General features: G+C 36.4%; 29 protein-coding genes. 19 read left to right on the forward strand and 10 right to left on the reverse strand.

Annotated features, from left to right (window positions below):
• Window positions 1–56 precede the first annotated feature (56 nt).
• Together BG04_RS22260 and BG04_RS22265 are read right to left on the reverse strand one after the other, a co-directional pair.
• The gene (locus BG04_RS22260) at window positions 57–527 is read right to left on the reverse strand and encodes a DinB family protein (protein ID WP_034652464.1); all 471 of its coding nucleotides are present in this window, start codon (window positions 525–527) and stop codon (window positions 57–59) included.
• A 15-nt stretch (window positions 528–542) separates the two neighbouring features.
• Window positions 543–860 carry a hypothetical protein gene (locus BG04_RS22265; protein WP_034652461.1) on the reverse strand — a complete coding sequence of 106 codons (318 nt, stop codon included), beginning with the start codon at window positions 858–860 and terminating at the stop codon, window positions 543–545.
• Between the two features lie 214 nt (window positions 861–1074).
• Here BG04_RS22265 and BG04_RS29995 point away from each other — a divergent pair, with 214 nt between their 5' ends.
• Together BG04_RS29995 and BG04_RS22270 are read left to right on the forward strand one after the other, a co-directional pair.
• Complete coding sequence (locus BG04_RS29995; protein ID WP_075420012.1) at window positions 1075–1200, forward strand: anti-repressor SinI family protein; 126 nt, start codon at window positions 1075–1077, stop codon at window positions 1198–1200.
• 182 nt (window positions 1201–1382) lie between these two features.
• Complete coding sequence (locus tag BG04_RS22270) at window positions 1383–1718, forward strand: helix-turn-helix domain-containing protein (RefSeq protein ID WP_013056901.1); 336 nt, start codon at window positions 1383–1385, stop codon at window positions 1716–1718.
• A 104-nt stretch (window positions 1719–1822) separates the two neighbouring features.
• Here the strand turns inward: BG04_RS22270 and BG04_RS22275 are convergent, their stop codons facing one another.
• Window positions 1823–2911 carry an FAD-dependent monooxygenase gene (locus BG04_RS22275; protein WP_034652458.1) on the reverse strand — a complete coding sequence of 363 codons (1089 nt, stop codon included), beginning with the start codon at window positions 2909–2911 and terminating at the stop codon, window positions 1823–1825.
• 331 nt (window positions 2912–3242) lie between these two features.
• On the opposite strand from BG04_RS22275, the gene BG04_RS22280 reads away from it, so the two are divergent.
• From BG04_RS22280 to BG04_RS22315, 8 genes are all read left to right on the forward strand, one after another.
• On the forward strand, window positions 3243–3638 hold the full coding sequence (locus BG04_RS22280) for a CDI toxin immunity protein (protein WP_034652455.1): 396 nt from the start codon (window positions 3243–3245) through the stop codon (window positions 3636–3638).
• Window positions 3639–3859: 221 nt separating this feature from the next.
• Window positions 3860–4636: an NUDIX domain-containing protein gene (locus tag BG04_RS22285; protein ID WP_034652452.1), complete on the forward strand. Its 777-nt coding sequence runs from the start codon at window positions 3860–3862 to the stop codon at window positions 4634–4636.
• Between the two features lie 71 nt (window positions 4637–4707).
• Window positions 4708–5256 carry a cysteine hydrolase family protein gene (locus BG04_RS22290; RefSeq protein WP_013083026.1) on the forward strand — a complete coding sequence of 183 codons (549 nt, stop codon included), beginning with the start codon at window positions 4708–4710 and terminating at the stop codon, window positions 5254–5256.
• A gap of 23 nt (window positions 5257–5279) precedes the next feature.
• Complete coding sequence (locus tag BG04_RS22295; protein ID WP_034652448.1) at window positions 5280–6749, forward strand: nicotinate phosphoribosyltransferase; 1470 nt, start codon at window positions 5280–5282, stop codon at window positions 6747–6749.
• 15 nt (window positions 6750–6764) lie between these two features.
• Window positions 6765–7445 carry a nicotinate (nicotinamide) nucleotide adenylyltransferase gene (gene nadD / locus BG04_RS22300; protein ID WP_034652445.1) on the forward strand — a complete coding sequence of 227 codons (681 nt, stop codon included), beginning with the start codon at window positions 6765–6767 and terminating at the stop codon, window positions 7443–7445.
• Between the two features lie 34 nt (window positions 7446–7479).
• A complete protein-coding gene (nadE, locus tag BG04_RS22305; protein WP_034652444.1) occupies window positions 7480–8301 on the forward strand; it encodes an NAD(+) synthase in 822 nt (273 codons plus the stop codon).
• 181 nt (window positions 8302–8482) lie between these two features.
• Complete coding sequence (locus BG04_RS22310) at window positions 8483–8920, forward strand: S1 domain-containing RNA-binding protein (protein ID WP_013056909.1); 438 nt, start codon at window positions 8483–8485, stop codon at window positions 8918–8920.
• Window positions 8921–9659: 739 nt separating this feature from the next.
• Window positions 9660–12071 (forward strand): S8 family serine peptidase, encoded by a 2412-nt coding sequence (locus BG04_RS22315; RefSeq protein ID WP_034652443.1) that lies wholly within the window; start codon window positions 9660–9662, stop codon window positions 12069–12071.
• Window positions 12072–12108: 37 nt separating this feature from the next.
• Here the strand turns inward: BG04_RS22315 and BG04_RS22320 are convergent, their stop codons facing one another.
• Both BG04_RS22320 and BG04_RS22325 read right to left on the reverse strand, forming a co-directional pair.
• On the reverse strand, window positions 12109–12885 hold the full coding sequence (locus BG04_RS22320; protein ID WP_013056911.1) for a 3-hydroxybutyrate dehydrogenase: 777 nt from the start codon (window positions 12883–12885) through the stop codon (window positions 12109–12111).
• 82 nt (window positions 12886–12967) lie between these two features.
• Window positions 12968–13249 (reverse strand): acylphosphatase, encoded by a 282-nt coding sequence (locus BG04_RS22325; RefSeq protein WP_013083031.1) that lies wholly within the window; start codon window positions 13247–13249, stop codon window positions 12968–12970.
• A gap of 141 nt (window positions 13250–13390) precedes the next feature.
• On the opposite strand from BG04_RS22325, the gene BG04_RS22330 reads away from it, so the two are divergent.
• Both BG04_RS22330 and BG04_RS22335 read left to right on the forward strand, forming a co-directional pair.
• Entirely contained in the window at window positions 13391–14608 is a 1218-nt protein-coding gene (locus tag BG04_RS22330; RefSeq protein WP_013083032.1) for an MFS transporter, read from the forward strand.
• A 130-nt stretch (window positions 14609–14738) separates the two neighbouring features.
• The gene (locus tag BG04_RS22335) at window positions 14739–15749 is read left to right on the forward strand and encodes an LLM class flavin-dependent oxidoreductase (protein ID WP_013083033.1); all 1011 of its coding nucleotides are present in this window, start codon (window positions 14739–14741) and stop codon (window positions 15747–15749) included.
• 84 nt (window positions 15750–15833) lie between these two features.
• On the opposite strand, the gene BG04_RS22340 is transcribed toward BG04_RS22335, so the two are convergent.
• From BG04_RS22340 to BG04_RS22355, 4 genes are all read right to left on the reverse strand, one after another.
• Window positions 15834–16949 carry a site-specific integrase gene (locus tag BG04_RS22340; RefSeq protein WP_034652441.1) on the reverse strand — a complete coding sequence of 372 codons (1116 nt, stop codon included), beginning with the start codon at window positions 16947–16949 and terminating at the stop codon, window positions 15834–15836.
• Window positions 16950–17029: 80 nt separating this feature from the next.
• Window positions 17030–17320, reverse strand: coding sequence for a DUF1827 family protein (locus BG04_RS31860; protein ID WP_080743208.1), 291 nt, complete (start codon window positions 17318–17320; stop codon window positions 17030–17032).
• Between the two features lie 133 nt (window positions 17321–17453).
• Entirely contained in the window at window positions 17454–17927 is a 474-nt protein-coding gene (locus tag BG04_RS22350) for an ImmA/IrrE family metallo-endopeptidase (RefSeq protein ID WP_034652435.1), read from the reverse strand.
• Between the two features lie 14 nt (window positions 17928–17941).
• Window positions 17942–18292, reverse strand: a complete 351-nt coding sequence (locus tag BG04_RS22355) for a helix-turn-helix domain-containing protein (protein WP_034652432.1) — start codon at window positions 18290–18292, stop codon at window positions 17942–17944.
• A gap of 172 nt (window positions 18293–18464) precedes the next feature.
• On the opposite strand from BG04_RS22355, the gene BG04_RS22360 reads away from it, so the two are divergent.
• The 6 genes from BG04_RS22360 (at window position 18465) to BG04_RS30000 (ending at window position 21444) form a co-directional block, all read left to right on the forward strand.
• Window positions 18465–18734, forward strand: coding sequence for a helix-turn-helix domain-containing protein (locus BG04_RS22360; protein WP_051975608.1), 270 nt, complete (start codon window positions 18465–18467; stop codon window positions 18732–18734).
• Entirely contained in the window at window positions 18727–18996 is a 270-nt protein-coding gene (locus BG04_RS22365) for a group-specific protein (protein WP_034652431.1), read from the forward strand. Before BG04_RS22360 ends, BG04_RS22365 begins: the two co-directional genes overlap by 8 nt.
• Before the next feature lie 13 nt (window positions 18997–19009).
• Window positions 19010–19183, forward strand: coding sequence for a hypothetical protein (locus BG04_RS30635; RefSeq protein ID WP_155276304.1), 174 nt, complete (start codon window positions 19010–19012; stop codon window positions 19181–19183).
• A gap of 264 nt (window positions 19184–19447) precedes the next feature.
• Window positions 19448–20167 (forward strand): Rha family transcriptional regulator, encoded by a 720-nt coding sequence (locus BG04_RS22370; RefSeq protein WP_034652429.1) that lies wholly within the window; start codon window positions 19448–19450, stop codon window positions 20165–20167.
• A 112-nt stretch (window positions 20168–20279) separates the two neighbouring features.
• The gene (locus tag BG04_RS22375) at window positions 20280–21281 is read left to right on the forward strand and encodes a DnaD domain-containing protein (RefSeq protein ID WP_034652426.1); all 1002 of its coding nucleotides are present in this window, start codon (window positions 20280–20282) and stop codon (window positions 21279–21281) included.
• 7 nt (window positions 21282–21288) lie between these two features.
• Window positions 21289–21444 (forward strand): Fur-regulated basic protein FbpA, encoded by a 156-nt coding sequence (locus tag BG04_RS30000; protein WP_115648247.1) that lies wholly within the window; start codon window positions 21289–21291, stop codon window positions 21442–21444.
• Window positions 21445–21494: 50 nt separating this feature from the next.
• Here the strand turns inward: BG04_RS30000 and BG04_RS22380 are convergent, their stop codons facing one another.
• Complete coding sequence (locus tag BG04_RS22380) at window positions 21495–21683, reverse strand: DUF4177 domain-containing protein (RefSeq protein WP_034652424.1); 189 nt, start codon at window positions 21681–21683, stop codon at window positions 21495–21497.
• A 444-nt stretch (window positions 21684–22127) separates the two neighbouring features.
• Here BG04_RS22380 and BG04_RS22385 point away from each other — a divergent pair, with 444 nt between their 5' ends.
• Window positions 22128–22406: a hypothetical protein gene (locus BG04_RS22385; RefSeq protein WP_034652422.1), complete on the forward strand. Its 279-nt coding sequence runs from the start codon at window positions 22128–22130 to the stop codon at window positions 22404–22406.
• The last annotated feature ends 41 nt before the right edge of the window (window positions 22407–22447 follow it).

Raw genomic sequence — 22447 nt, forward strand, 5'->3', positions numbered from 1 at the left:
GAAGCTTCCCTTAGGCCTCTAAAAATCTACGAAAATATAGAGAGTAAAAAATTATATCACTCAAAAAGCACTACATCCAATCCGTTTCTGCGGTAACAGGTTAGAAGCGTATACAGTTCTGCACGGTGATGGTATAAATGAGACTGAATTTCAAGCAGCCACTCAAAACATGTATATGTGCATCCCCAATAGGATGTCTGCAGTGAAAATAGCTTTTGTTCGTCAAAAGAAGAGTAAACTGCTTTTAGCTGATTGAAGCCCTCTACTAAAGCTGCTTTGAGTTCAAGCTTTGTATAAGCTGGATGTTGCAAATAAAAGTCATTCATTTTAGCTGCAGAGTAGCCTAAGGAAATATAATAGTCTGCACTGCAAATGAGACATAAATGCTGCAGCAGCTCTTGAATAGACCGCTTGTGAGGGAGGGGACGATAAGCAAGCTCTTCTTCTGTAACGTCATTAATGATTGCGGTTAGAGAATGGATGTTAACGTTTATTTGATTAAACACCATCTCACAGTACGAATTCATGCATTCACATCCTTTTTATTCAAATAAATACCGCATTTTTTGATTCAGCCAGTACTCTGATTTTTCATTGTTATCGAGCTTGATATAGCAATCGACAATTTCATCATAAATGAATTCCTTTTCTTCTACTAAATCAATAAATTTAATGAGTAAAAATACGGATTTTGAAACTTTTCCATTCTCACAAAGCCATTCTTTCATCCAGATTAATAAGTCAAGAAGAATAATCTCTATTTTTACTCGGATATCAAGGAACCAATCGTCATAAATCGTTGTTAAATAATGAGGAACTAATTGGTGCAGTCGCCGTATGCAGAAAAGGCATAAAAACAATCCTCCTAGTGTCTAACTGTAGCGTTTGTGTAAAGGTAAAATTATTATGATAAGAATAGACAAAAAATGGGTGCTTTTTAGTAATTTAAAAATGTCTAATGTTCTAGTAATATCCATTATACTGTAAAACCATAGTGAGAAATAAGGGAGAATGCCCAAAAACAGAAAAAAGAAAACGTTATCAATTTCGAAAAAAGAAGAAAGGAGGAGAATTATGAATTTTAAAGACGAAAATACGTTAGACTTAGAATGGGTTATGCTCATAATGGAAGCAAAACAAACAGGTATAAGCATCGAGGAAGTTAGACAATTTTTACAAAGTATTAGCTCAAATTCTTAGCCGATACACTAGTAAGGAAATAAAGAATTCTCTGAGCATAGATAACCTTTATAGCGAGTCTCAAGCTATGTCCACTAGATGTATAATCATCCCTTTACAGTAAGAACGTTTATTTATAATGCACGGTAAAGTGAAATTATGGTATTATTATCGGTAAGTAAGCATTAGTAAGGGTGATTAAAATGACAATTGGCCAACGTATTCGAGATCTCAGAACGAAACAGGGAATATCGCTAACAGAACTTGCAAACCGAGCGGGTGTTGCTAAATCGTACATATCTTCAGTAGAAAGAGGAATTCAGCTCAACCCATCTATTCAATTTCTAAACAAAATTTCTACCTCATTGAACGTGAGTATTGATAGATTGATTCATGAGCCTATGGATAAATCTGAATCGTTGGATATTGATGATGAGTGGCTTGAGTTAGCAAAAGAAGCAGCGGAGTCAGGAATAAGCAAAGAGCAGTTTAAACAATTTCTTGAATTTCAAAAATGGCAGCGGGCAAAGCAAGATTAACTTCGCGGAGTATACATAAAAGAGAACTTACATAGAATAACTGCTAAAAAATCATGATTGCAAAAAAGAGATTCCATTTATCTATGGAATCTCTTTTTTTAGGCTTAAGAAGAAATAAAATGGGACGAGAATTCTTTTTCTCGCTGAAACTGAATACGTTCAAGAGTTATTAATTTAGGCTTTCTTTTCTGTTCAAACTGTCTCAATGTTTCTGAAATTTCTTTGTTTTGATAAAAAACTTGATGCAGTAAGTCAGACAGTAAGTCAGCATCTTTTAATGACTCGTTTAATCCAAAAGCACCAGTAGGAGTCATCGTATGAGCAGCATCCCCTAATAATAACAGGTGATGCTTTGACCATACTTCGCTTATGCTGCTTTGCACAGAAAGAAGCGTAAAGTCTGACCACGACGTAATAAACCTTTCTATTGAAAGGTTTAAGCTAGGGAAAGCGTCTATTAAACGCTGAATAAACGGTCTAAACGATTGTTTTCGAAGAGCAGGATAGCTGCCTTTTTCAATATTCCATCCGATTTGAACAAAGCCTTTTGCTTGAGAAAAAAGCGCCACCTGCTGCTGCTTCACAAGTGCAAATTTAATAGAAGGCTCCCAATTGGCAGGTGCAGGAATTTTCGCCCAAAGCAAATCGTATCCATGATTGTGGATATTGTTTTTTATGTGCGCGAGTTTGCGAACAGTTGAATATCGACCATCTGCTCCAATAATGATTTTACTTTCAACTATTATTTCGCCCCGGCCTTTTTGCTGAGCTTTTATTCCAGTATATTGGCCTTTTTCATTCTGCATTAGCTCTGTTACTTTTGTGCCCAGCATAAGCTTGTAGGAGGGGTGGATGCTTGCTTGGCTATTTATAGACTGAAGGAGATGCTGCTGTGGAACATGAATTCCTGCATGTCCAAGTTCAGATTCTATCGTTTTGAATACATGTCCATCCTTCCAGTATTCGACCCTAGACATTCGAAGGAGGCCTAAGCTTTCAATTTCTTCAAATATATGATGTTTCTTAAGAATCATTTCTCCATCTTCATTTAAATGTTCGCCTCGAAATTCTTTTCCAAGCTCATCAGATCTCTCTATCAGTATAGTTGATATATTTTGTTTAGCCAGTAGATAGGCCAGTAGAGCACCGCCTGGTCCGGCTCCTATTATACACACATCTGTTTGATAGTTCATTTTCTTCACCTTGTTTGTTATATGCAATTAAGTTACTTTTGGTAAGTATATTAACTTTTATAAATGTTAATGTCAACTTTTTTATAGCTTTTCTTCTATGAAATTCGCTCTTTGGACAAAACACAAATAAGGTTCTACATAATCAAAGTCAAAGGTTAAGTTTTATGGTAAACTAAAATACACAAATTATTTTGAATAATTTGTATAAAAAGGTGAAATTTCAAAATTGTTGAGAAAAAGCACGGTTGGAAAGCTGCAGGATTTTTAGCAAGAAGAGTAGAGATTGTTCCTGAAAATTCTAGCAAACTCCAATTTCGACTGGAGGATGATTATGACAAAAGTAGAACATTATATTCAAACATTGGGTAACAGTGCAGATTTGCTAACAAAAAGGCAGACAAGCATTTACTTCGAAAAACTTTCAAACACCTTTCCTTTTTTAACAATCATGCAAATTAATTGGAGAAAAGTATTAATTAAAAAGTCCACCCGGCATATTGAAGAAATCAAAAAATGGCTTCAAGAGATGAATATAAATGAACATCAGGTTGTTTTATTCTGGAAACGAGCAACTAAAGCTGTAAGCGTCGATTTAGCTCAGGCTTTACTGTTTTTTCAACAAACAGCTGATCTGACCGAAGAAGCATTTATTTACTGTCCGTCTGTTGACTATGTAATTGAGTATTTTAAAGACGGTAAAATGATGATTGGTTTAGCAGCACGTTAATTAAAAGGAAAAAAAGCTGAGGGAGGAGGCAAATTAGAACTTCTTCACTCAGCTTTTTATGCATATAAAATCTAAAAAATACGAAACATAACGTTATTTACAACATAAATTACCTTCTCTTTATAATTAGTGGGAAAAGTATTGACATTTTCCATAAAACAAATATAATTAACATTAATCATATTGTTAATTGTAAAAAGAGCGATCAGGAGAAATGATGAATGTCGAACAATAAAGCAATGACGAATCAAACGAAAAAAGAATACCCTAAACCCTATGGCTATACGTCAGATATTGCTGTATTTACGATTGTGACGGAAGAAAAAGAACCATACAAACCACCTAAAATGAGTTTGAAATTAATGCTTATCCAACGAGCAATGGTGAATGCAGAGGGAGAAAAGAACAGCGAAGCAGGAAAGTGGGCGCTTCCCGGCGGATTTGTCCATCCTAATGAATCAGCTTTTGAAGCGGCTAAAAGAGAGCTCGAAGAAGAAACGGGCGTAAAGGATATTCATTTAAAACACTATGGTGTCTATGATGAGCCTGGCAGGGACGATAGAGGATGGGTCATTACAAACGCACATTATGCAATCGTTCCAGAAGATAGTCTAATAAAGCGAAAAGCGAATGATGATGCTGCTCGAGTTGAATTGTTTAAAATAGATGAAATCTTTTCATTGCCTTTAGCTTTTGATCATGAAATCATCATTCGAGATGCAATCAAGGAAATTAAGAAAGATTTATTGCAAACGACCATTGCCCAGAAATTTCTGCCTTCTCAGTTTACATACTCTGAGCTGCAGGCTGTGCTGCTTACCGTAACGGATGATGCAGCGATTAAAAGTGATCAGGCCTTTGCACGAAAAATAAGAATGCTGCCATTTATTGAAGAAGTAGACGGAAAAACAACGACGAGAACGTCTAAAAAACCAACAAAGCTCTACCGGTTTGTTGAAATGAATGTGATGAAGCCAATCTATACAGCACGCTATTAAAAGAAAAACTTTCAATTCAAATAATTAACAATATGTTAACTGTTAATTTTTACATATGAGGGGGAAACATAATGAAAAAAGCACTGATTAACATCGATTATACAAATGATTTTGTAGCTGAAAACGGAGCTTTGACATGCGGAGAACCAGGGCAACAAATTGAAACATTCATAAGCGATATTACGCGTCAATTTATTGAGCAAAACGAGTATGTGGTGTTCGCCATTGATTTTCATAAAGAAAATGATTCCTTGCATCCAGAATCAGCGCTGTTTCCGCCTCATAATGTTGAAGGCTCTGCAGGAAGAGAGCTATACGGAAAGTTAAATGATTTATATAATGTGTATCAATCACAGGCAAATGTAGAATGGATGAATAAAACGAGATACAGCGCATTTGCTGGAACGGATCTGGAGATTAAACTGAGAGAAAGACAAATTACCGATGTCTACTTAGCAGGTGTATGTACGGATATTTGTGTACTTCATACAGCAGTAGATGCCTATAATAAAGGATTTGCTATTTATATTTATGAAAAAGCCGTAGCAAGCTTTAATCAAAAAGGCCATGAGTGGGCGCTCGAACACTTTAAATCTTGCCTCGGAGCAGAAATTATTTAAGGACATAAAAGTGGAGGAAATCAATGAATATGTTTACAGATGACAGCGTAATGCTACACACCGATTTATATCAAATTAATATGGGAGAAACGTACTGGGAAGATAATATTCATCAAAAGAAGGCTGTTTTTGAAGTTTTCTTCCGCAAACTTCCTTTTGGAAATGGTTATGCTGTTTTCGCTGGATTAGAAAGAATTATTGAATATATTAAAGCATTTAAATTTAGCGAATCAGATTTAACCTACTTGCACGAAGAATTAGGTTTTAAAGAAGATTATTTAGCTTACTTAAAAGACCTTACGTTTACTGGAACAATTCGATGTATGCGTGAAGGTGAGCTTGTATTTCATAATGAACCAATTTTACGTGTAGAAGCACCATTAATTGAAGCTCAGCTTGTAGAAACAGCGATTTTAAATATTGTGAATTACCAAACGCTGATTGCAACAAAAGCAGCTCGAATCAAACATGTAGTAGGAGATCAAGTGGCAATGGAATTTGGAACACGACGCGCTCAAGAAATGGACGCTGCCATTTGGGGAACAAGAGCAGCCTATATTGGCGGATTTAGTGCTACTTCTAACGTGCGAGCAGGAAAGAAATTTGGAATTCCAGTGGCAGGAACGCATGCTCATGCGATGGTGCAAGCTTATAAAGACGAATACATTGCATTTCATAAATATGCTCGTCGCCATAAAAACTGCGTGTTTCTAGTTGATACGTACGATACGTTAAAATCAGGAGTTCCTAACGCCATTAAAGTAGCAAAAGAATTAGGCGATAAAATTAATTTTACAGCGATTCGCTTAGACAGCGGCGATTTAACATATTTGTCTAAAAAAGCTCGTCAAATGTTAGATGAAGCAGGGTTTACAGAGACAAAAATTGTTGCTTCCAACGATTTAGATGAAGATACGATTATGCATTTAAAGTCGCAAGGGGCACAAATAGACATGTGGGGGATTGGTACTAAGCTCATTACTGCATATGATCAGCCCGCGCTTGGTGCAGTGTATAAACTCGTTTCTATTGAAGGAGAAAATGGCGAGATGATGGATACGATTAAAATTAGCGCAAATCCTGAAAAAGTGAGTACACCAGGATTAAAGCGTGTATATCGTATTATTAATAATTTGAATGGGAAATCTGAAGGGGATTATATCACGATGGAAGACGAAGATCCTCAAAGCGAAGAACGTTTAAAAATGTTCCATCCTGTTCATACGTTTATCAGTAAATTCGTCACAAATTTTGAAGCAAAAGAACTCCATCATGATATCTTTGTGAACGGAGAGCTTGTGTATGAAACAGAAGAACTTCAGGAAATTCAGCAGTACGTAAAAGATAATTTAGAGCTGCTTTGGGATGAATATAAGCGCACGCGCAATCCTGAAGAATATCCAGTAGATTTAAGCGAAAAATGTTGGGAAAATAAAACGCGTCAAATTGCGTACGTAAAACAAAAAGTAGCAGAAGCCCTAAATAAAAAATAGTAGGGAGCTGGAGACATGTCAGATACGCTTGCTTATTTTCAACAGCTAAACCCTGATAAAAAAATAGATAAGCTTTTAGAAAAAGGAGCGAAAATTGGTATTTATGGTTCTTCTTTTGATCCGGTTACCAATGTTCACCTTTGGACGGCATCAACGGTTGCGCATCGAAAGAAGCTAGATGCTATTATCTTTTTGCCTTCATCGCACAAACGAACAGATAAAAAGCTCCAGACATTGGATGAGCACCGTGTAAATATGGTTAGCTTAGCGATTAAAGATAACCCCAAATTTTTGCTCGATACGTATGAGCTAGACGTATTGCCCGGCTATCATTACACATACTACACTATGGAGCACTTTAAAAAATTGCTTCCACACGCTGATTTATTTTTTATTATGGGAGCCGACTTACTGCAAGATATTGGTGAAGGCAAGTGGAAGAAAGCAGATGAACTTATTAGTAAAAACCAGTTTATCATCATGGCAAGAGAGGGAATAGACATGTTGAAAGCTATTAGTCATTCTCCTTTGCTTCGAAATTATGACGACGGCCGGTTTCAGCTTCTTGATAAAGGGCTGGCGATGGAAATCAGCTCTACTTATATTCGTCAAGAATTTGCCCGGGGCGGAGAACCAAGATATTTAATGCCTGATCTCTGTTATTTTTATAGTAAAAAATATGGACTGTATCAGTAAGAAATCTACATATAATGGAAGGAGAGCATGTATCATGTCAGACATGCAAGAAAAAATAAGAAAAGAGCTACATGTGAAATCTGAAATTGATCCAGCACAAGAAATTCGTGCCCGCGTTGATTTTCTGAAAAGCTACCTAAAGTCAGCAAATGCAAAAGGCTTTGTATTAGGTATAAGCGGGGGGCAGGACTCTAGCTTAGCTGGACGATTAGCACAGATTGCTGTAGACGAATTGCGAAAAGAAGAATATGAAGCAAAATTTGTAGCCGTTCGCTTGCCTCATGGCACGCAGCATGATGAAGCAGATGCGAAGGCTTCACTAGAATTTATTAAACCTAATGAAACATATACGTTTAATATTAAAAACACGGTGGAAGCATTTGAAAGTTCGTTTACAGGTGCGACAGATATAGCCCTGTCTGATTTTCATAAAGGAAATGTCAAAGCACGTACGCGTATGATTGTACAGTATGCAATCGGAGGAGAAAACGGCCTTCTAGTTATCGGAACCGATCATGCAGCAGAAGCAGTAACAGGCTTTTTTACGAAATACGGAGATGGCGGAGCAGACGTGCTGCCTCTAACAGGACTAACAAAACGTCAAGGAAAAGCATTGCTAAAAGAATTAGGTGCAGATAAACGATTGTATGAAAAAGTACCAACAGCTGACTTGTTAGATAATAGTCCTGGTCAAGCTGATGAAACGGAACTAGGAATTTCTTATGATGAACTAGACGATTATTTGGAAGGAAAAGAAGTATCACAAGAAGCCGCTGAAAAAATTGAACAGCGCTATCGTATTACTGAACATAAACGTCAGTTACCGGCTAGCATGTTTGATGAATGGTGGAAATGAGAGAAATGCCCATATTAGATATACCTAATATGGGCATTATTTTGACTGATTTCTTTCATAAAACAAAAAAGAGGCGGAAAAAGTGCAATTTAACAAATTGTTTTCTCATACACACTTTGTTATTCTTACGCACTTTGGTATAATGAAGTGCTTTTAATATTATTGAGGAGGAACATTTTTTATGGCAGTTGAAGTAGGTAGCAAGGTACAAGGTAAAGTAACAGGTATTACTAATTTTGGAGCATTTGTAGAATTACCTGGAGGTCAAACTGGGCTTGTACATATTAGTGAGGTAGCTGACAGCTATGTAAAAGACATTAATGACCATCTTAAAGTTGGTCAAGAAATTGAAGTGAAAGTCGTTAATGAGAAAGACGGAAAAATTGGATTATCGATTAAAAAAGCAATAGATAAACCTGAAAGACCCTCATCTTCTTATTCACAACGCCCGCCACGTCAGGCAAGAAATAATGATAATCGTTCTAAAAGCAACTTCCAACCAAAGGAAAACTTCGAACAAAAAATGGCGCGTTTCTTAAAAGATAGTGAAGATAATTTATCTACACTAAAACGCAGCACTGAATCAAAACGAGGTGGCAGAGGCGGAAGACGCGGATAAATCCCTTCCAGTTTAACTACTTTATTATATAGCTGAAGCAAGCCAATAAAAATTGGCTTGCTTCTTTTTTTAATAGCTTAAGTGCATGCGCTAGAAGAGTAAAGAGAAGGTTAGGTACTTACTTAGTTGTAAAGTAGATGCCAATAGTGACAAGAGATGAGAGAAGATCAAGGATGAGTAGGATGAAATTTAAATCTATCATAATCATGCCTCCCTTTGTGCGAGCGTTGACGTTAGTATCTGCAAGATCTCCCTTTATTATTCTTAATTTTTTAAAATTTCATTTAATTAAGTGCGTATTTTATATTAAATTAAACTATGTTCTAAATAATAATTTATAAAATAAAAAGCGCTTATAAGAACAATTTTCTTAAAATAATAAAAAAACCTTATAAGTAACCGAAGAGGAAGTAGAGATGAGTCCCTGATAAAAATAGCTAAATTAACAGAAATTCGGCAGTATTCTTGTATATTCATCTAATCTCTTCATAATTTTAGGAATAAAAAAGTTACGAAAAGACGAGAAACAGACAAAATCCTTCATTTTTTGAGTATTAGTGCTTAATTTTCACCAATATATAAAATAATTCCATAGACTCAAGGATTTTATAGTAATATATAGAACTTCCATACTATTCTAGTTTTTAGCTCACAAGCTAAGCAAAAGATTCGTATGTTCCGGGGATGAAGGCATACATAGTAGCACGAAGTATAGAGAGAAATGGAGAGGGAAAAAACAATGAAAAAAGTGTCAATTCGGTCTGTATTAAGTACAGTAGCATTTTCGGTTGCTTTATCTTCTTTTGCAATGGGAGCATCCGCCAACGGAAATTCAAAACCGGCGCTTGAACCGTCTTTAGTTAAAATTCAAGGAGACTATAACTTAAAATCAGCCAAAAAAGTAAAAGTTATTGTGGAGTTAAATGAAGAGTCTGTAGCGGAAGCAAAGAAAAAAGGAGTAGCGCAAAGTAAAGGAAAGATTAAAAAAGCGCGTGACGAAGTGAAAAAAGAGCTTTCAAAAGCTTCTAAAACTTCAAAAGTAAAGCGTGAATATGACCAAGTGTTTTCGGGGTTTTCAGCGGAACTTCCGGCTAATGACCTTGAAAAAGTAGCAAGTTTACCGGGAGTAAAAGCTATTTACCCAAGCGTTGAATATCATACAACAGAAGTGAAATCGAAAGAAGTGAGCGCCGAAGAATACGGTTCTGAAATGGATAAAAGCATTTACTATGTAGGAGCAGATCAAGCGTGGAAATCAGGATATACAGGCAAAAATATGACCGTAGCCGTTATCGATACAGGCGTTGATTACGACCACCCGGATTTAAAGTCAGCGTTTGAGAAATATAAAGGATGGGATTTTGTAGATGATGACAAAGATCCTCAAGAAACGCCTGCTGGAGATCCAAAAGGCGAAGCAACAACGCACGGAACGCACGTAGCAGGAACAATTGCAGCGGACGGGAAAATTAAAGGAGTAGCTCCTGATGCTCATTTACTTGCTTATCGTGTACTAGGTCCAGGAGGAACGGGTACCACAGAAGACGTGATCGCCGGTATTGAACGTGCGGTAGAAGACGGAGCTGATGTAATGAACCTGTCGCTTGGAGATACGATTAATAATCCGGACTTGGCAACGAGTATTGCATTAGATTGGGCAATGGAAGAAGGAGTAGTTGCCGTTACGTCAAATGGAAACAGTGGACCAGCTAATTGGACAGTAGGCTCTCCGGGAACGTCTCGTGAAGCTATTTCAGTGGGTGCAACTCAGCTTCCTTACAATTTGTATAAAACGACATTAACTGTAGATAACGCAAGCTATGCTTCAGCTGAAGTAATGGGCTTTCCAAATGACAAGGCATTACTAGATGCAAGCGGTAAAAAGTATGAATTTGTACCTGTCGGACTCGGTAAACCAGAAGACTTTGAAGGAAAGGATGTAAAAGGAAAAGTAGCGGTTATTTCTCGCGGCGACATTGCGTTTGTAGATAAAGTTGATAATGCGAAAAAAGCCGGTGCTGTGGCAACGGTGATTTACAACAACGTAGAAGGAACAATCCCTGATATTCCAGGCACATCTTTGCCAAGTATTCGCCTATCAAAAGCCGATGGACAAGCTTTGGCAGCTTCTTTAGCAAAAGGATCCGTTACGGGCTCTTTTACTGCAACATTTGATCAGACAGTTGATGAAACAATGGCTGACTTTTCATCTCGCGGACCGGTTGTTGATACATGGATGATTAAGCCGGACATTTCGGCACCGGGAGTCGATATTATCAGCACAGTGCCAACCAATGATCCAAGCAACCCTCATGGATATGGATCAAAGCAAGGAACAAGTATGGCAGCACCCCACGTAGCAGGAGCAGCAGCGTTAATTTTACAGGCGCATCCAAATTATAAAGTAGAAGACGTAAAAGCATCTTTAATGAACACAACCGAACTGCTTCGTGACCGCAACGGGCTGGTTTACCCTCATAATACGCAAGGTGCAGGAAGCATGCGCGTAGTAGATGCAATTAAAGCAAAAACGCTTATTACACCAGGAAGTCACTCGTACGGCGTCTTTTATAAAGATAAAGGGAAACAAGTAGAAAAACAAAGCTTTAAGATTAAAAATCTATCAAATCACAGTCAAAAATACTCGGTCAAAGTAAAATTTAAGAAAAGCCATCAGGCAATTGACGTTAAATCAACAAATGATTTAGTTGTTAATGCAGGAAAAACGCAAAAAGTAAATCTCAATGTAAAAGTAGATGCAGGGAAATTATCTCCTGGCTATTACGAAGGGACAATTACCGTAAGTAACAATAAAGAAACGTACGATGTTCCAACCATCTTATTTGTAAAAGAGCCGGATTATCCTCGCGTCACTTCTGCGTATGTAGATGTACTAGGAAATGGCTCATTTGAATACGGCAGTTATTTACCAGGAGGAGCAGAGAAGCTTAGCTATTACATTTACGATGCAACGTTAGAAAAAGGGGAATTGTTAAGTTCGTATACGAATGTAGAAAAAGGATTCTCTAGCGCAACGTGGGACGGAAAGATTAATGGTGAAGCTCTTCCAGCGGGAACGTATTATTTATACGCAGAAGCAGTAAAAGCAGGTCAGACGACAGGTTCTTTAGGAGAATTCGAAATTAAATAAATAAAAAAAGAGTGCCAGTCTAACTGACACTCTTTTTTTATTGAGCCGTATATCCACCATCGATCACAGCAGCTTGGCCGGTTACGCCTTTTGCTAAATCACTTGCTAAAAACATTGCATAATCTGCAATTTCATCAACTGCAAGCAAGCGCTTTTGAGGAACAAGAGGATAAATGACTTCTTCTAGTACTTTTTCAAGCGCTACATTTCGCGTACGTGCCAAATCTTTTAATTGATTTTGAACAAGCGGTGTATCAACATAACCAGGGCAAATCGCATTTACCGTAATGCCGTGCTCTGCACCTTCAAGAGCAGCCACTTTCGTTAAGCCAATCACGCCGTGCTTAGCGCTGTTGTATGCCGCTTTTCCTGAGAAACCAATCAATCCGTTAATGGAAGACATGTTCAAAATGCGGCCGAATTTTTGCTTTTTCATAATAGGAAACGCATGCTTAGTCGCAACAAAAGGTGCAACAAGCATAATTTTCGTTAAAAGTTCAAATTTTTCAGTAGGAAATTCTTCGAGCGGGGAAACAAATTGCATGCCAGCATTGTTAATTAATACATCAAGGCGGCCATATGTTTCAACCGTTTGAGCAATCATTTGTTCAATGTCACTTTCATTTGTCACGTCTGCTTTAATGCCTAATGCTTCGTAGCCTTTCGTCTTCAATTTGTCTGCTGCTTTCTTAACTCCATCTTCATTCAAGTCAGTTAAGACAACAGTTGCGCCGTCTTCAGCAAAGCGCTCACCAATTTGATAACCAATACCTTGAGCTGCACCTGTAATTAACACAATTTTGTTTTCAACCATCGTTTTTCCCCCTTATATGTAGATGATATAAAATCGCTTACTTTTCCATTTTATCAAAAATTATCTTGATTTAGCCAGTTTTTTAACTGTACTTTACGCGAAAAGAATGGGTGTGGGAAGGGGTGTTTACTACCTTTACTTCCACGTTGCTAACAGAAGCGAACGGCGAGGGACCTTTTTTAATTTCTTCAATAAATTTTTGGATGTTGCTTTCTTCACCTTCAGCATCAATTTCCACTTTTTGATCGTCTCGATTTCGCACCCATCCGTTAATAGAGCATTCCATTGCTTTTAGCTGCGTATAGTGACGAAACCCAACCCCTTGAACGCGTCCGTCTACAATCATATGCACATGTTTTTTCACTGTTCTCACCTCACAGGTAATTTTCCCTTTTTTATAAAAAAGAAAACAACTACAATCTTACTTTTCACTGTATAATAGAAAAAGACATTGTAAGACTTTAACAATTATAATGTAGATTAAATTAAGAAAGAAGGGTTATGAATGCAAGCAGCAGCACGAACGCAGCAAGCGCAGCCGGCAACGATTTATCGTATTTTATTTGCTATTAGTTTAGGACATTTCCTAAATGATTGTATGCAATCCGTTATACCGGCACTTTTTCCTGTCCTTGAAAAATCGATGAATTTAAACTACACGCAAATCGGCTGGATTGCCTTTGCTTTAAACATGACGTCATCGATTATGCAGCCGGTATTCGGCGTATTTGCCGATAAGCGTCCCTCGCCATTTTTATTGCCAATTGCAATGTGTTTAAGCATGATCGGTATGGTTGGGCTCGCTTTAGCGCCAAATTTTTATTTTGTGATTATATCTGTTTTATTTGTAGGATTCGGATCCGCTATTTTTCACCCGGAAGGTTCTCGCGTGGCGTATATGGCAGCAGGAGGAAAACGGGGGCTGGCGCAGTCTATTTATCAAGTTGGCGGAAATACAGGACAGTCGATGGCTCCGCTATTTACGGCATTTATCTTTATCGGACTTGGTCAGTTTGGAACGATTTGGTTTACGTTAATTGCAGGTATCGGCGTAGTGGTTTTGTATAGCGTCTCTAAATGGTATAAATCGGAGTTAGCTACTCGTCAACGCTTAAAGAAAAAGCAGTCAGATGCTTCATTTACGATGAACAAGCAAATTATTTTCGCGGTTGGACTTTTAATTTTTCTTGTTTTTGCACGTTCATGGTACGGAGCAGGCATCCTTAATTTCTTTCAGTTTTATATCATTGAAAAATTTAATTTGCCTATCAAAAGCGCTCAGCTTTACGTTTTTTTATTTATGATTGCAGGGGTATTTGGAACATTCTTTGGAGGTCCGCTTGCCGATCGTTTCGGAAAACGAAATATTTTATTGTTTTCTATGTTAGGGTCAGTACCGTTTACTTTATTACTGCCTCATGTTTCTCTAGGAGTGGCAGCACCTCTTTTAGTACTAATCGGCTTTATTCTTCAGTCAAGTTTCAGCGTCACGGTCGTCTATGCTCAGGAGCTGATGCCGGGAAAAATCGGCTTGGTTTCCGGCTTAATTGTAGGTCTTGCTTTTGGAATGGGAGCTTTAGGAGCTGTTGTATTCGGTAAATTAGCCGATGTCTTCAGCCTTCAGTTTATTATGCTGTTTTGCAGCTATCTTCCAATTCTAGGGCTGTTAACATGGCTGTTACCGAGCGATAAGCGTGTGAAAGAAATGCACGAAGCAAAATAAGAAAAAGAAAAAGCAAACGCTAATTCGCGTTTGCTTTTTCTATGAGCGTGAAGCAAATTTCAAGACGAATTCATATTTTTCTTCTACAATAGAGACAATAGAAATTGAAAACCGAAAGGAAGAATCACCTATGATTAAGCTAAGCGTATTGGATCAGTCTCCTGTTTCAAGCGGATCAACACCAAAGGAAGCGTTGAAACGCACGATAGAGCTGGCTGAATTAACGGAAGAGTTGGGCTACCATCGCTTTTGGGTAGCGGAACATCATAATACGAATGGTCTTGCGGGTTCATCTCCGACACTATTAATGACGCACTTAGCTTCTCAAACGAGTCGGATCCGAATTGGATCTGGAGGAGTCCTTCTTCCTCAATACAGTCCGTATAAAGTAGCAGAAGATGCTCAGCTGCTTGAAAATCTGTTTCCGAATCGAATTGACTTAGGTCTTGGACGGTCACCGGGAGGAGATGCGCTTACCCGGCTAGCGCTGACAGATGGAGTTCGTAAAAGCCTCAATGAATTTCCGCGGCAAATTCAAGCGTTAAAAGGACATCTTGAGCATAATTTGCCGTCGGATCATCCGTATTACGGCGTGACGGCTTATCCGCTGAGCGAAACAAAGCCAGAACTGTGGCATCTTGGTATTAATAAAAGAGGAGCGAGATCAGCTGCTGAACTGGGCATCTCTTTTACGTTTGGACACTTTATTTATTCAGTTGGAGGACAAGAAGCCATTCGTCATTATAAACAAGAATTTATCCCTTCTTCGTATCAATCAAAGCCTAAAACCAACGTATGCGTATTTGTAGTATGTGCAGAAACAACAGAAGAAGCTGAGGAACACGCTAAAACGTTAGATGATTGGCTGTTGAAAGTAGCTAAAGGCGGAGATACAACGGTTTCATCGATAGAAGAAGTGCATAATCGTTCTTATTCAGAAGAAGAGCTCAAAAAAATAAGCACCAATCGTCCTCGTATGATCGTAGGAAATCCAGCTGAAGTAAAACAAGGATTAATCGGGCTGCAGCAAAAATACGATAACGACGAATTTTTAATTATTACAAATATCCATGATTATGAAGCAAAAAAGAAGTCTTATGAACTGCTTGCAGAGCTATTTCCTCAACCCTCATTTTTTTAAGAAAAAGATGGGGTTTGTGAGTAAGCTATTGATATGAGAGGGGTTTAAGAGGGGGGATTAGGCGTTTGCCCCATTTTTGCCCCACTAATTACTTAGATAACGATCTAGCTTAGTAATGTTTTCAGATTCATATTTCTTTGTAATATGAAGATATACATCAGCTGTCATTTTAATGTTTGTATGTCCTAGCCGATCACTTACAAATTTAATATCAGCTCCGCTCTCTAATAACATAATTGCATGAGTATGGCGTAAACCGTGAGGGCTTATGTGATGCAGTTTAGCTTTGTTGGTAATAGCCTTCATAATATCGTTAATTCGAAATTCACTAAGCGCTTTACCATTGGCTTGGGTAATCATGTACTCTTGTTCAATATAACTAGCTCCATATTTAAGTTTATTTCTTTTTTGCCAAGTTTGATATTTTTTTAACTCAGTTACCAATGTATCATCAATACTTATTGTCCGCATACTGCGTTTCGTTTTAGGAGGCTTTACGCCGTGACTGCTCCGTGTTTTAGTGATGCTAATAGTTTTATCTTTAAAATTAATATCGTCCCAATGCAATGCAATTAATTCACCTTTTCTCATGCCTGTCCGCAAAAGGGTAATAGCTACGATATATTGATAAAAAGGGCACTGTTTTGCTGTATCCATAAAAATGGTAACTTCATCTCTTGTAAGATAATTAATTTTTCTCTCGGAAAGATCCTTTTCTTTTTTTATAGAGATATTTCTATATTTGTTGTAGGTTAGCATTTCTAGCTCTACCGCTTTATTTATAGCAATACAAAAAATCGAGTGAATAGCTTTTACTGTACCTAGTGAATAATTCTCAGTTAATCTATTGATGAATTTCTGATATTCTAGTCTAGGTAATTGATTAAGCTTGAAATCACCTAAGTAAGGGATAATTTGATTATTAACGTAGGTTTTTCTGTTTTTTAATGTTCGCAGCTGAACTTGACTACCATATACCTCGAGCCATTCGTTAAACCAATCTTTAATTAATTTTTCCCGGTTCTCTAAAAGGGAATGTTTGCCCAAATATATTTGTTTTTCTAATTCACTGGCTGCAAGTTTAGCTTCTGATTTAGTTCTAAAACCACCTTTTGATATTTCTTTCGTTTTTCCACAAGCAGGATCTACATATCTAATTCTGTATTCCCACTTCTTTCCTCGCTGGCGATAGCTTGCCAATCTAATCACCTCTTTAAAAAATATTAAGTCAATCGATAAGAATTTCTGTTTCACCTCCTTTAAGTAACTTGTGTTTAAAATTAGTTGTTTTTATGTATATGGATAACCCCGTTGGCGCTATAGAATATTTCGACTGAAGCAGGTTGAGCCTTTAATATTTTCTTTATTGCATATGATACCTCAGATTGTTTTACGTCTCTTTTAAGATTCGATATACTGACTTTTTCAGACTTTTCGCTGCTACTGTAAATAATCTTAGTTACTCCATTACTAAAAATTTTGATTGTATTCGTATCTTTACTTTGGTTTTTAAAACAAGAAACGAACGTTTTTCTTTCTGCAGTTACATCTTTAAATCTCAAGTAAATCACCTCTGTTAGGAATGTATGTTCTGTTTTAAGGTAAAGTTAATCCTTCATTTACTCGTGAAAGAGTAAGTTTAGAGGATAATGGTTTAGAAGTTTAGCTTTTTAATCAAGCGCGGAATAAAGATTATACATCCCATTAATTAGACTCAGAGTTAAGAGGTAATTTTTCTATAATTAGCGGATCAAATCCTATTAAGTAACCATCGTAAAAAGTGCAAACACCATATTTTTCTTTATACCAATCTAATGCTTCTTGTAAAAATTTTTCTGTTACATTTAAAAAGGAAGCAGTTTCATATCGATTTGTACAATTATTATGAAAAGCTTCAATAAGACGAGACAAAAATAATATTTCGTTGTAGCCCCAGCGGCGAGCTAACTTTTCCTGTTTTCGGTTTACGATGCTATCCTGGTTAAGGATATTTCCAACAGTTGTAAAGTGGTGACCTAACTCTTCAGCTAAGATACAATATTTTTCTGTCTCATCCAGATTTTTATCAATTAGGATACGACCGTCATAGTATAGTCCTTTGAAGCCATGCATTAAAGGAATCTCATTCATAAGAATATTGCTGTATTTAGACTGTAACTTTTCATATGAACTTAACATTGAGTGTACTCCTTTTATTTATCAAACTGTTTGCTGAAGACATAATCGATATAGTTTAAAACTTCCTTCATTTTTTCTTCAGTTATATCTTTGCCTTCTAAATGAGCAGCAATTGTTTGAATAGGAGTGGGTTCCTTTTTATTGTTTAGCTTTTCAATTCCAAGTAAATAATCAAGCGAAACATCAAAATAATCAGCTAAAAATCTTGCTGTATCAATCCTTGGTTCTTCTTTATTATTTTCCCATTTGGAAATCATGCTTTTATTAATTGATGTTCCATATTGATCATTTAACGCCTTTGCTAACTGATCTTGAGTGATTTTACCTCTAAGCTTTTTTAAAGTTTCCCCAAAAGAATATTTCATTTCTTTACCTCCTTTTCTAACAATTTAGATGCAGTTTAATTATAAGTTATTTGTTTCGAAACCGCAATATTTATTTCGATATAAGTTAATTAAGTTATTGACATCGAAACTTTTAAGATGTATATTTGCATTGTTAAGTTTCGAAAATGACAACTTATGAGGGGGTGATGAAGTGTATGAGATTAAACGGAGACATCTTCCTTATTCAAAATTAAAAGCTTATATGGTGGAAAATCGCATTACGCAAAAGGAATTGTCTAACTTACTTAAAATTTCAGCAGTTGCATTAAATCAGAAGATTAATGGGACTGGAGGAGATTTTAACTTGAATGAAGTACGTAACATATGTCGACATCTTAAAATTTCATCAGATGAGTATTTTATTGAACCTCAGGTTTCGAAAGTGAAAACAAAATTAATGGAGAGGATAAATAGTGATTAATGTTGAGATTGATGAAAATGAAGTTAGAGAATTGTACTTGAAAACTCTTAGAGAAAAAATAGATGAAGTTGACGCTGAACTTATATTTTGGGATACCAAAGAATTAAAAAGAAGGACCTGTATGAGTTGGAATACTATACAAAAAGAATTTTTCTTTGATCCCCGCTTTCCAAAAAGGAAAGTAGGGGGGAAGTGGTATATTTACGCTCCGAAAGCAAAAGAGTTTCTAGAAAATTGGTTGTTTGAACAATGTAACTTGTAAAAGGAGTGAAAGAATGAAATTTATTGAGGCTATTCATAGTCAATTATTGTGGAACAAAGAGCAAATAAATCGTTTGAGAGTAGAGCTACTCACATCAGATACACCAATAGCAATTGAAAAACTGATATACGGGTATGAACAGCAAAATTTAGCTCTATCTTTTGTATTGGAAAGGGTGGGTGAATAGGGAATGGAAATTACTCTTTCGTTATCTACTTTTTTGTTCTTAATGTTTCTAGGTGGTCCATCAGTAATGCTACTAGTCTTTTTAATAATCTATAACTCTTTCACAAGAAGAAAGGAAGTTTAAATATGAGCAGTATTTTGATATCTACTTTTAGGTATTTTTGTGAAACATGTGGCTATGAAACATTGAGTTGTAGCGTTGAGGTTAAACTCAAATGTTTATGTAACTTACTTGTTGAACATGAGGAAATAGAAGAAGTCATCAATGAAACTTATTAATAGATTAAGAGAGGGAAAAATAAAGGTGAAAAAATTAGTTAGTATTCAAAATGGGCAAGCTGTTACAGATTCTTTAACTGTTGCTGAAGTTTTTGGGAAGCGGCATGACTCAGTAATGAGAGATATTCGTAACCAAAAAGTGAAGTTAGTTGAAGCTGGAATGGACAAATTTATATTCCACAACTTTGTGGAACGTGAATATCAATCTCAACAAGGTAACTTTTACAAAAAATATGAATTAACAGAGGATGCATTTGCGTTAGTTGCTATGTCTTATGTCACACCAGAAGCAATGAAATTTAAAGTGGAATTTTTACAAGAATTTAAACGAATTAAAGCAGAATTACAAGGGAAACCCAAAATTTTAACGGAACGTGAACAATTAATGGCCTCTATGAAGCTAAGCATAGAAGCAGCTGAAGAAATTCCTGTAATAAAAAAGGAAGTAACAGATTTAAAGCGTGTCTTTTCTGAAGAACTAACCCTTAATCATGGCCAACAACAATCTTTGCATCATGAGATTAAGAAACGTGTTGAATCACTTATAGGAGATTATCAAGAATGCGGTTTTACCAAACAAAGAATGTATTCAGAGATTCATAAGAACTTGAGACGAGCATTTTCAACACCTAAATATATCTTTGTGAAACGGAAAGATTATCAAGAAGCTATCGCATGGGTCAAAGCCTGGAGACCATTATTATGAATCATAACCTAATTGATGTCTTATTGAGTGAAAAATAAAAGCCTCTGCTGCAACAGAGGCCCAAAAGAAAAAATTCCTACGGATAGTATAACACGAAGAAGGAGAGCTTAACATGGCTAAATATAGACAAGTTCATACAACTTTTTGGCAAGATCCTAAAGTTTTGGAAGAAATGACGCCAGAAGATAAGTATTTTTATTTATATCTTCTTACCAACCCAAACACTACTCAAATTGGTGTATACCAGATAACCAAAAAGCAAATGGCTTTTGATTTAGGTTATTCTACGGAATCGATTAATAGCCTCTTACATCGGTTTATTACACTGCATAAACTTATTAAATATAACGAGCAGACAAGAGAATTAGCTATCCTTAATTGGGGTAAGTACAATTTACATAAAGCTGGAAAGCCCGTAATTGACTGTGTAAATAAGGAACTAAAAGAAGTAAAAGACAAAACATTGTTACTAGATATCATGAAGCATATTCCTAACGATTCAGTACTTCAGGCTTTTTCACGACACGTAGACGATACGCATAACGATACGTCAACGAGGAGTGGACAAGAAAAAGAAGAAGAAAAAGAAAAAGAAAAAGAAGAAGAACTACTACTACCTGAGAAAGATATGGAATCGGAAGTAGGTAATCCGTCAGAAAGTGAAGTAAGTAGTCGTAGTAGTTATCAATCTATTTTTGATTTTTATCAACAAAATTTTGGAATGCTTAATCCGTTTATTAGTCAGCAAATTCAACATTGGATTGACGATATGGGAGAAGAACTAGTTCTAGAAGCAATGGAGTTAACACTTAAACAGCAAAAAGCATGGAAATATGCTGAAGGCATCCTAAAAGCATGGGCAAACCGCAATGTTCGTACAGTAGCGGATGTTCGAGTGTTAGAAGCAGAGTTTAAAAACAAGCGTGGTTTTAAACAGAGCGGACGTGTTCGTAAAGAAATGGTTCCAGATTGGTTATCTCAAGATACAGGCGAAGTTGATAGTCAAACTAGCACTCCTGTTGCAGTTGCTAAAGATGAATTTGAAAAAGAAAAACGTAAGCTAGAGGCTGAATTAAAAGCACTCCATGAAGAATTGAAAGCTGGAAAGGAGTGACTACATAATAGCGTTTCTAAAAAAAGCGGTTGAACAGCGTTGTAACTATTTAGTAACCGAGCTCACACGCTCTGGATATTTCAAAAATCCTGCTAGAAAGCAGCTATACGAATTAACGTTAAGTGAACTTGAAGAAATCTATAAGGCTCAAAAACAAAAATAATATGAAACGAGGAATGGAAGGGATAAATTTAATTATCCCTTCCCATCAATTTAATCGAGTTCTCTAGAAAAAATGATTTCAAAATATGCGGCAGTACCATACGAAGCAGTGCCAGGAGCAAATATCTGAACTAATTCCCATCCATCCTTTGCAGCTTCATGAATAATCTTATGGTAATCTTCTTTAGGATCGCGCGTGAAGGACTTTAGTTCAACTTTTTCAAATCGGTATTCTTTCATACTCTAACCTCCCTTTTCAAATAATTACGCTTCAAATTGGAAAAGGTTTCAAAAGATGAGGAGCTTTGGCTCCTTGTAAACAAATCAGAGGTATAAAAAATGAAATGCCCAAACTGCGCTCTATTAACTAATAGATAGTTGTTCGCATAACCGTGTAGTGAAACGAACAAGGTTTTGCAATGAATGTAACCATAAATGAAAAACGTCTGAAGTTACAAAACACAAATACATTAAATTGTGAAATAAGCATATTTATATTAGATGGTCCGAAGGTGAATTAGTTACATTGGTTATGTTATATGAGAAAAGCTATAAGAAAGCAGAGATTGGTAGGTTGCTAGGTAGAGGGCATATGAGCATATCGCGTCATAATGGCAAGAGGGGGATTTTTAGTTTGTTAGAAACCATTAAGATTCAGGCATAATTAAAGGGAGGCAATGACATATGGAAATTATGATCGGTAAAGGTTACAAATTAACATCTGATACACTAAATGTTATTTTAAATAAGCGATATGATCAAAAAGATAAAGAAGGAAATATCACTGGTGAAGCATTTAAAACAATCGGCTATTACAGCACCATCTATTCAGCTTGTAACGCTTTGATAGAGAGGGAAATTAAGGACAGTGATGCAATTAGTCTTGATGGATTGAAAAAGCATGTAGAAGACGTTAAAGAGCAGATATTTGAGGCTTTGAAGTCGATTAAGCCAATTAAATAAAAAGATAGCTCTTATTGAATAAAAAGAGCTACCCATAAAAT

This window comes from Priestia megaterium NBRC 15308 = ATCC 14581 (assembly GCF_000832985.1).
GTDB classification, from domain to species: Bacteria; Bacillota; Bacilli; order Bacillales; family Bacillaceae_H; genus Priestia; species Priestia megaterium.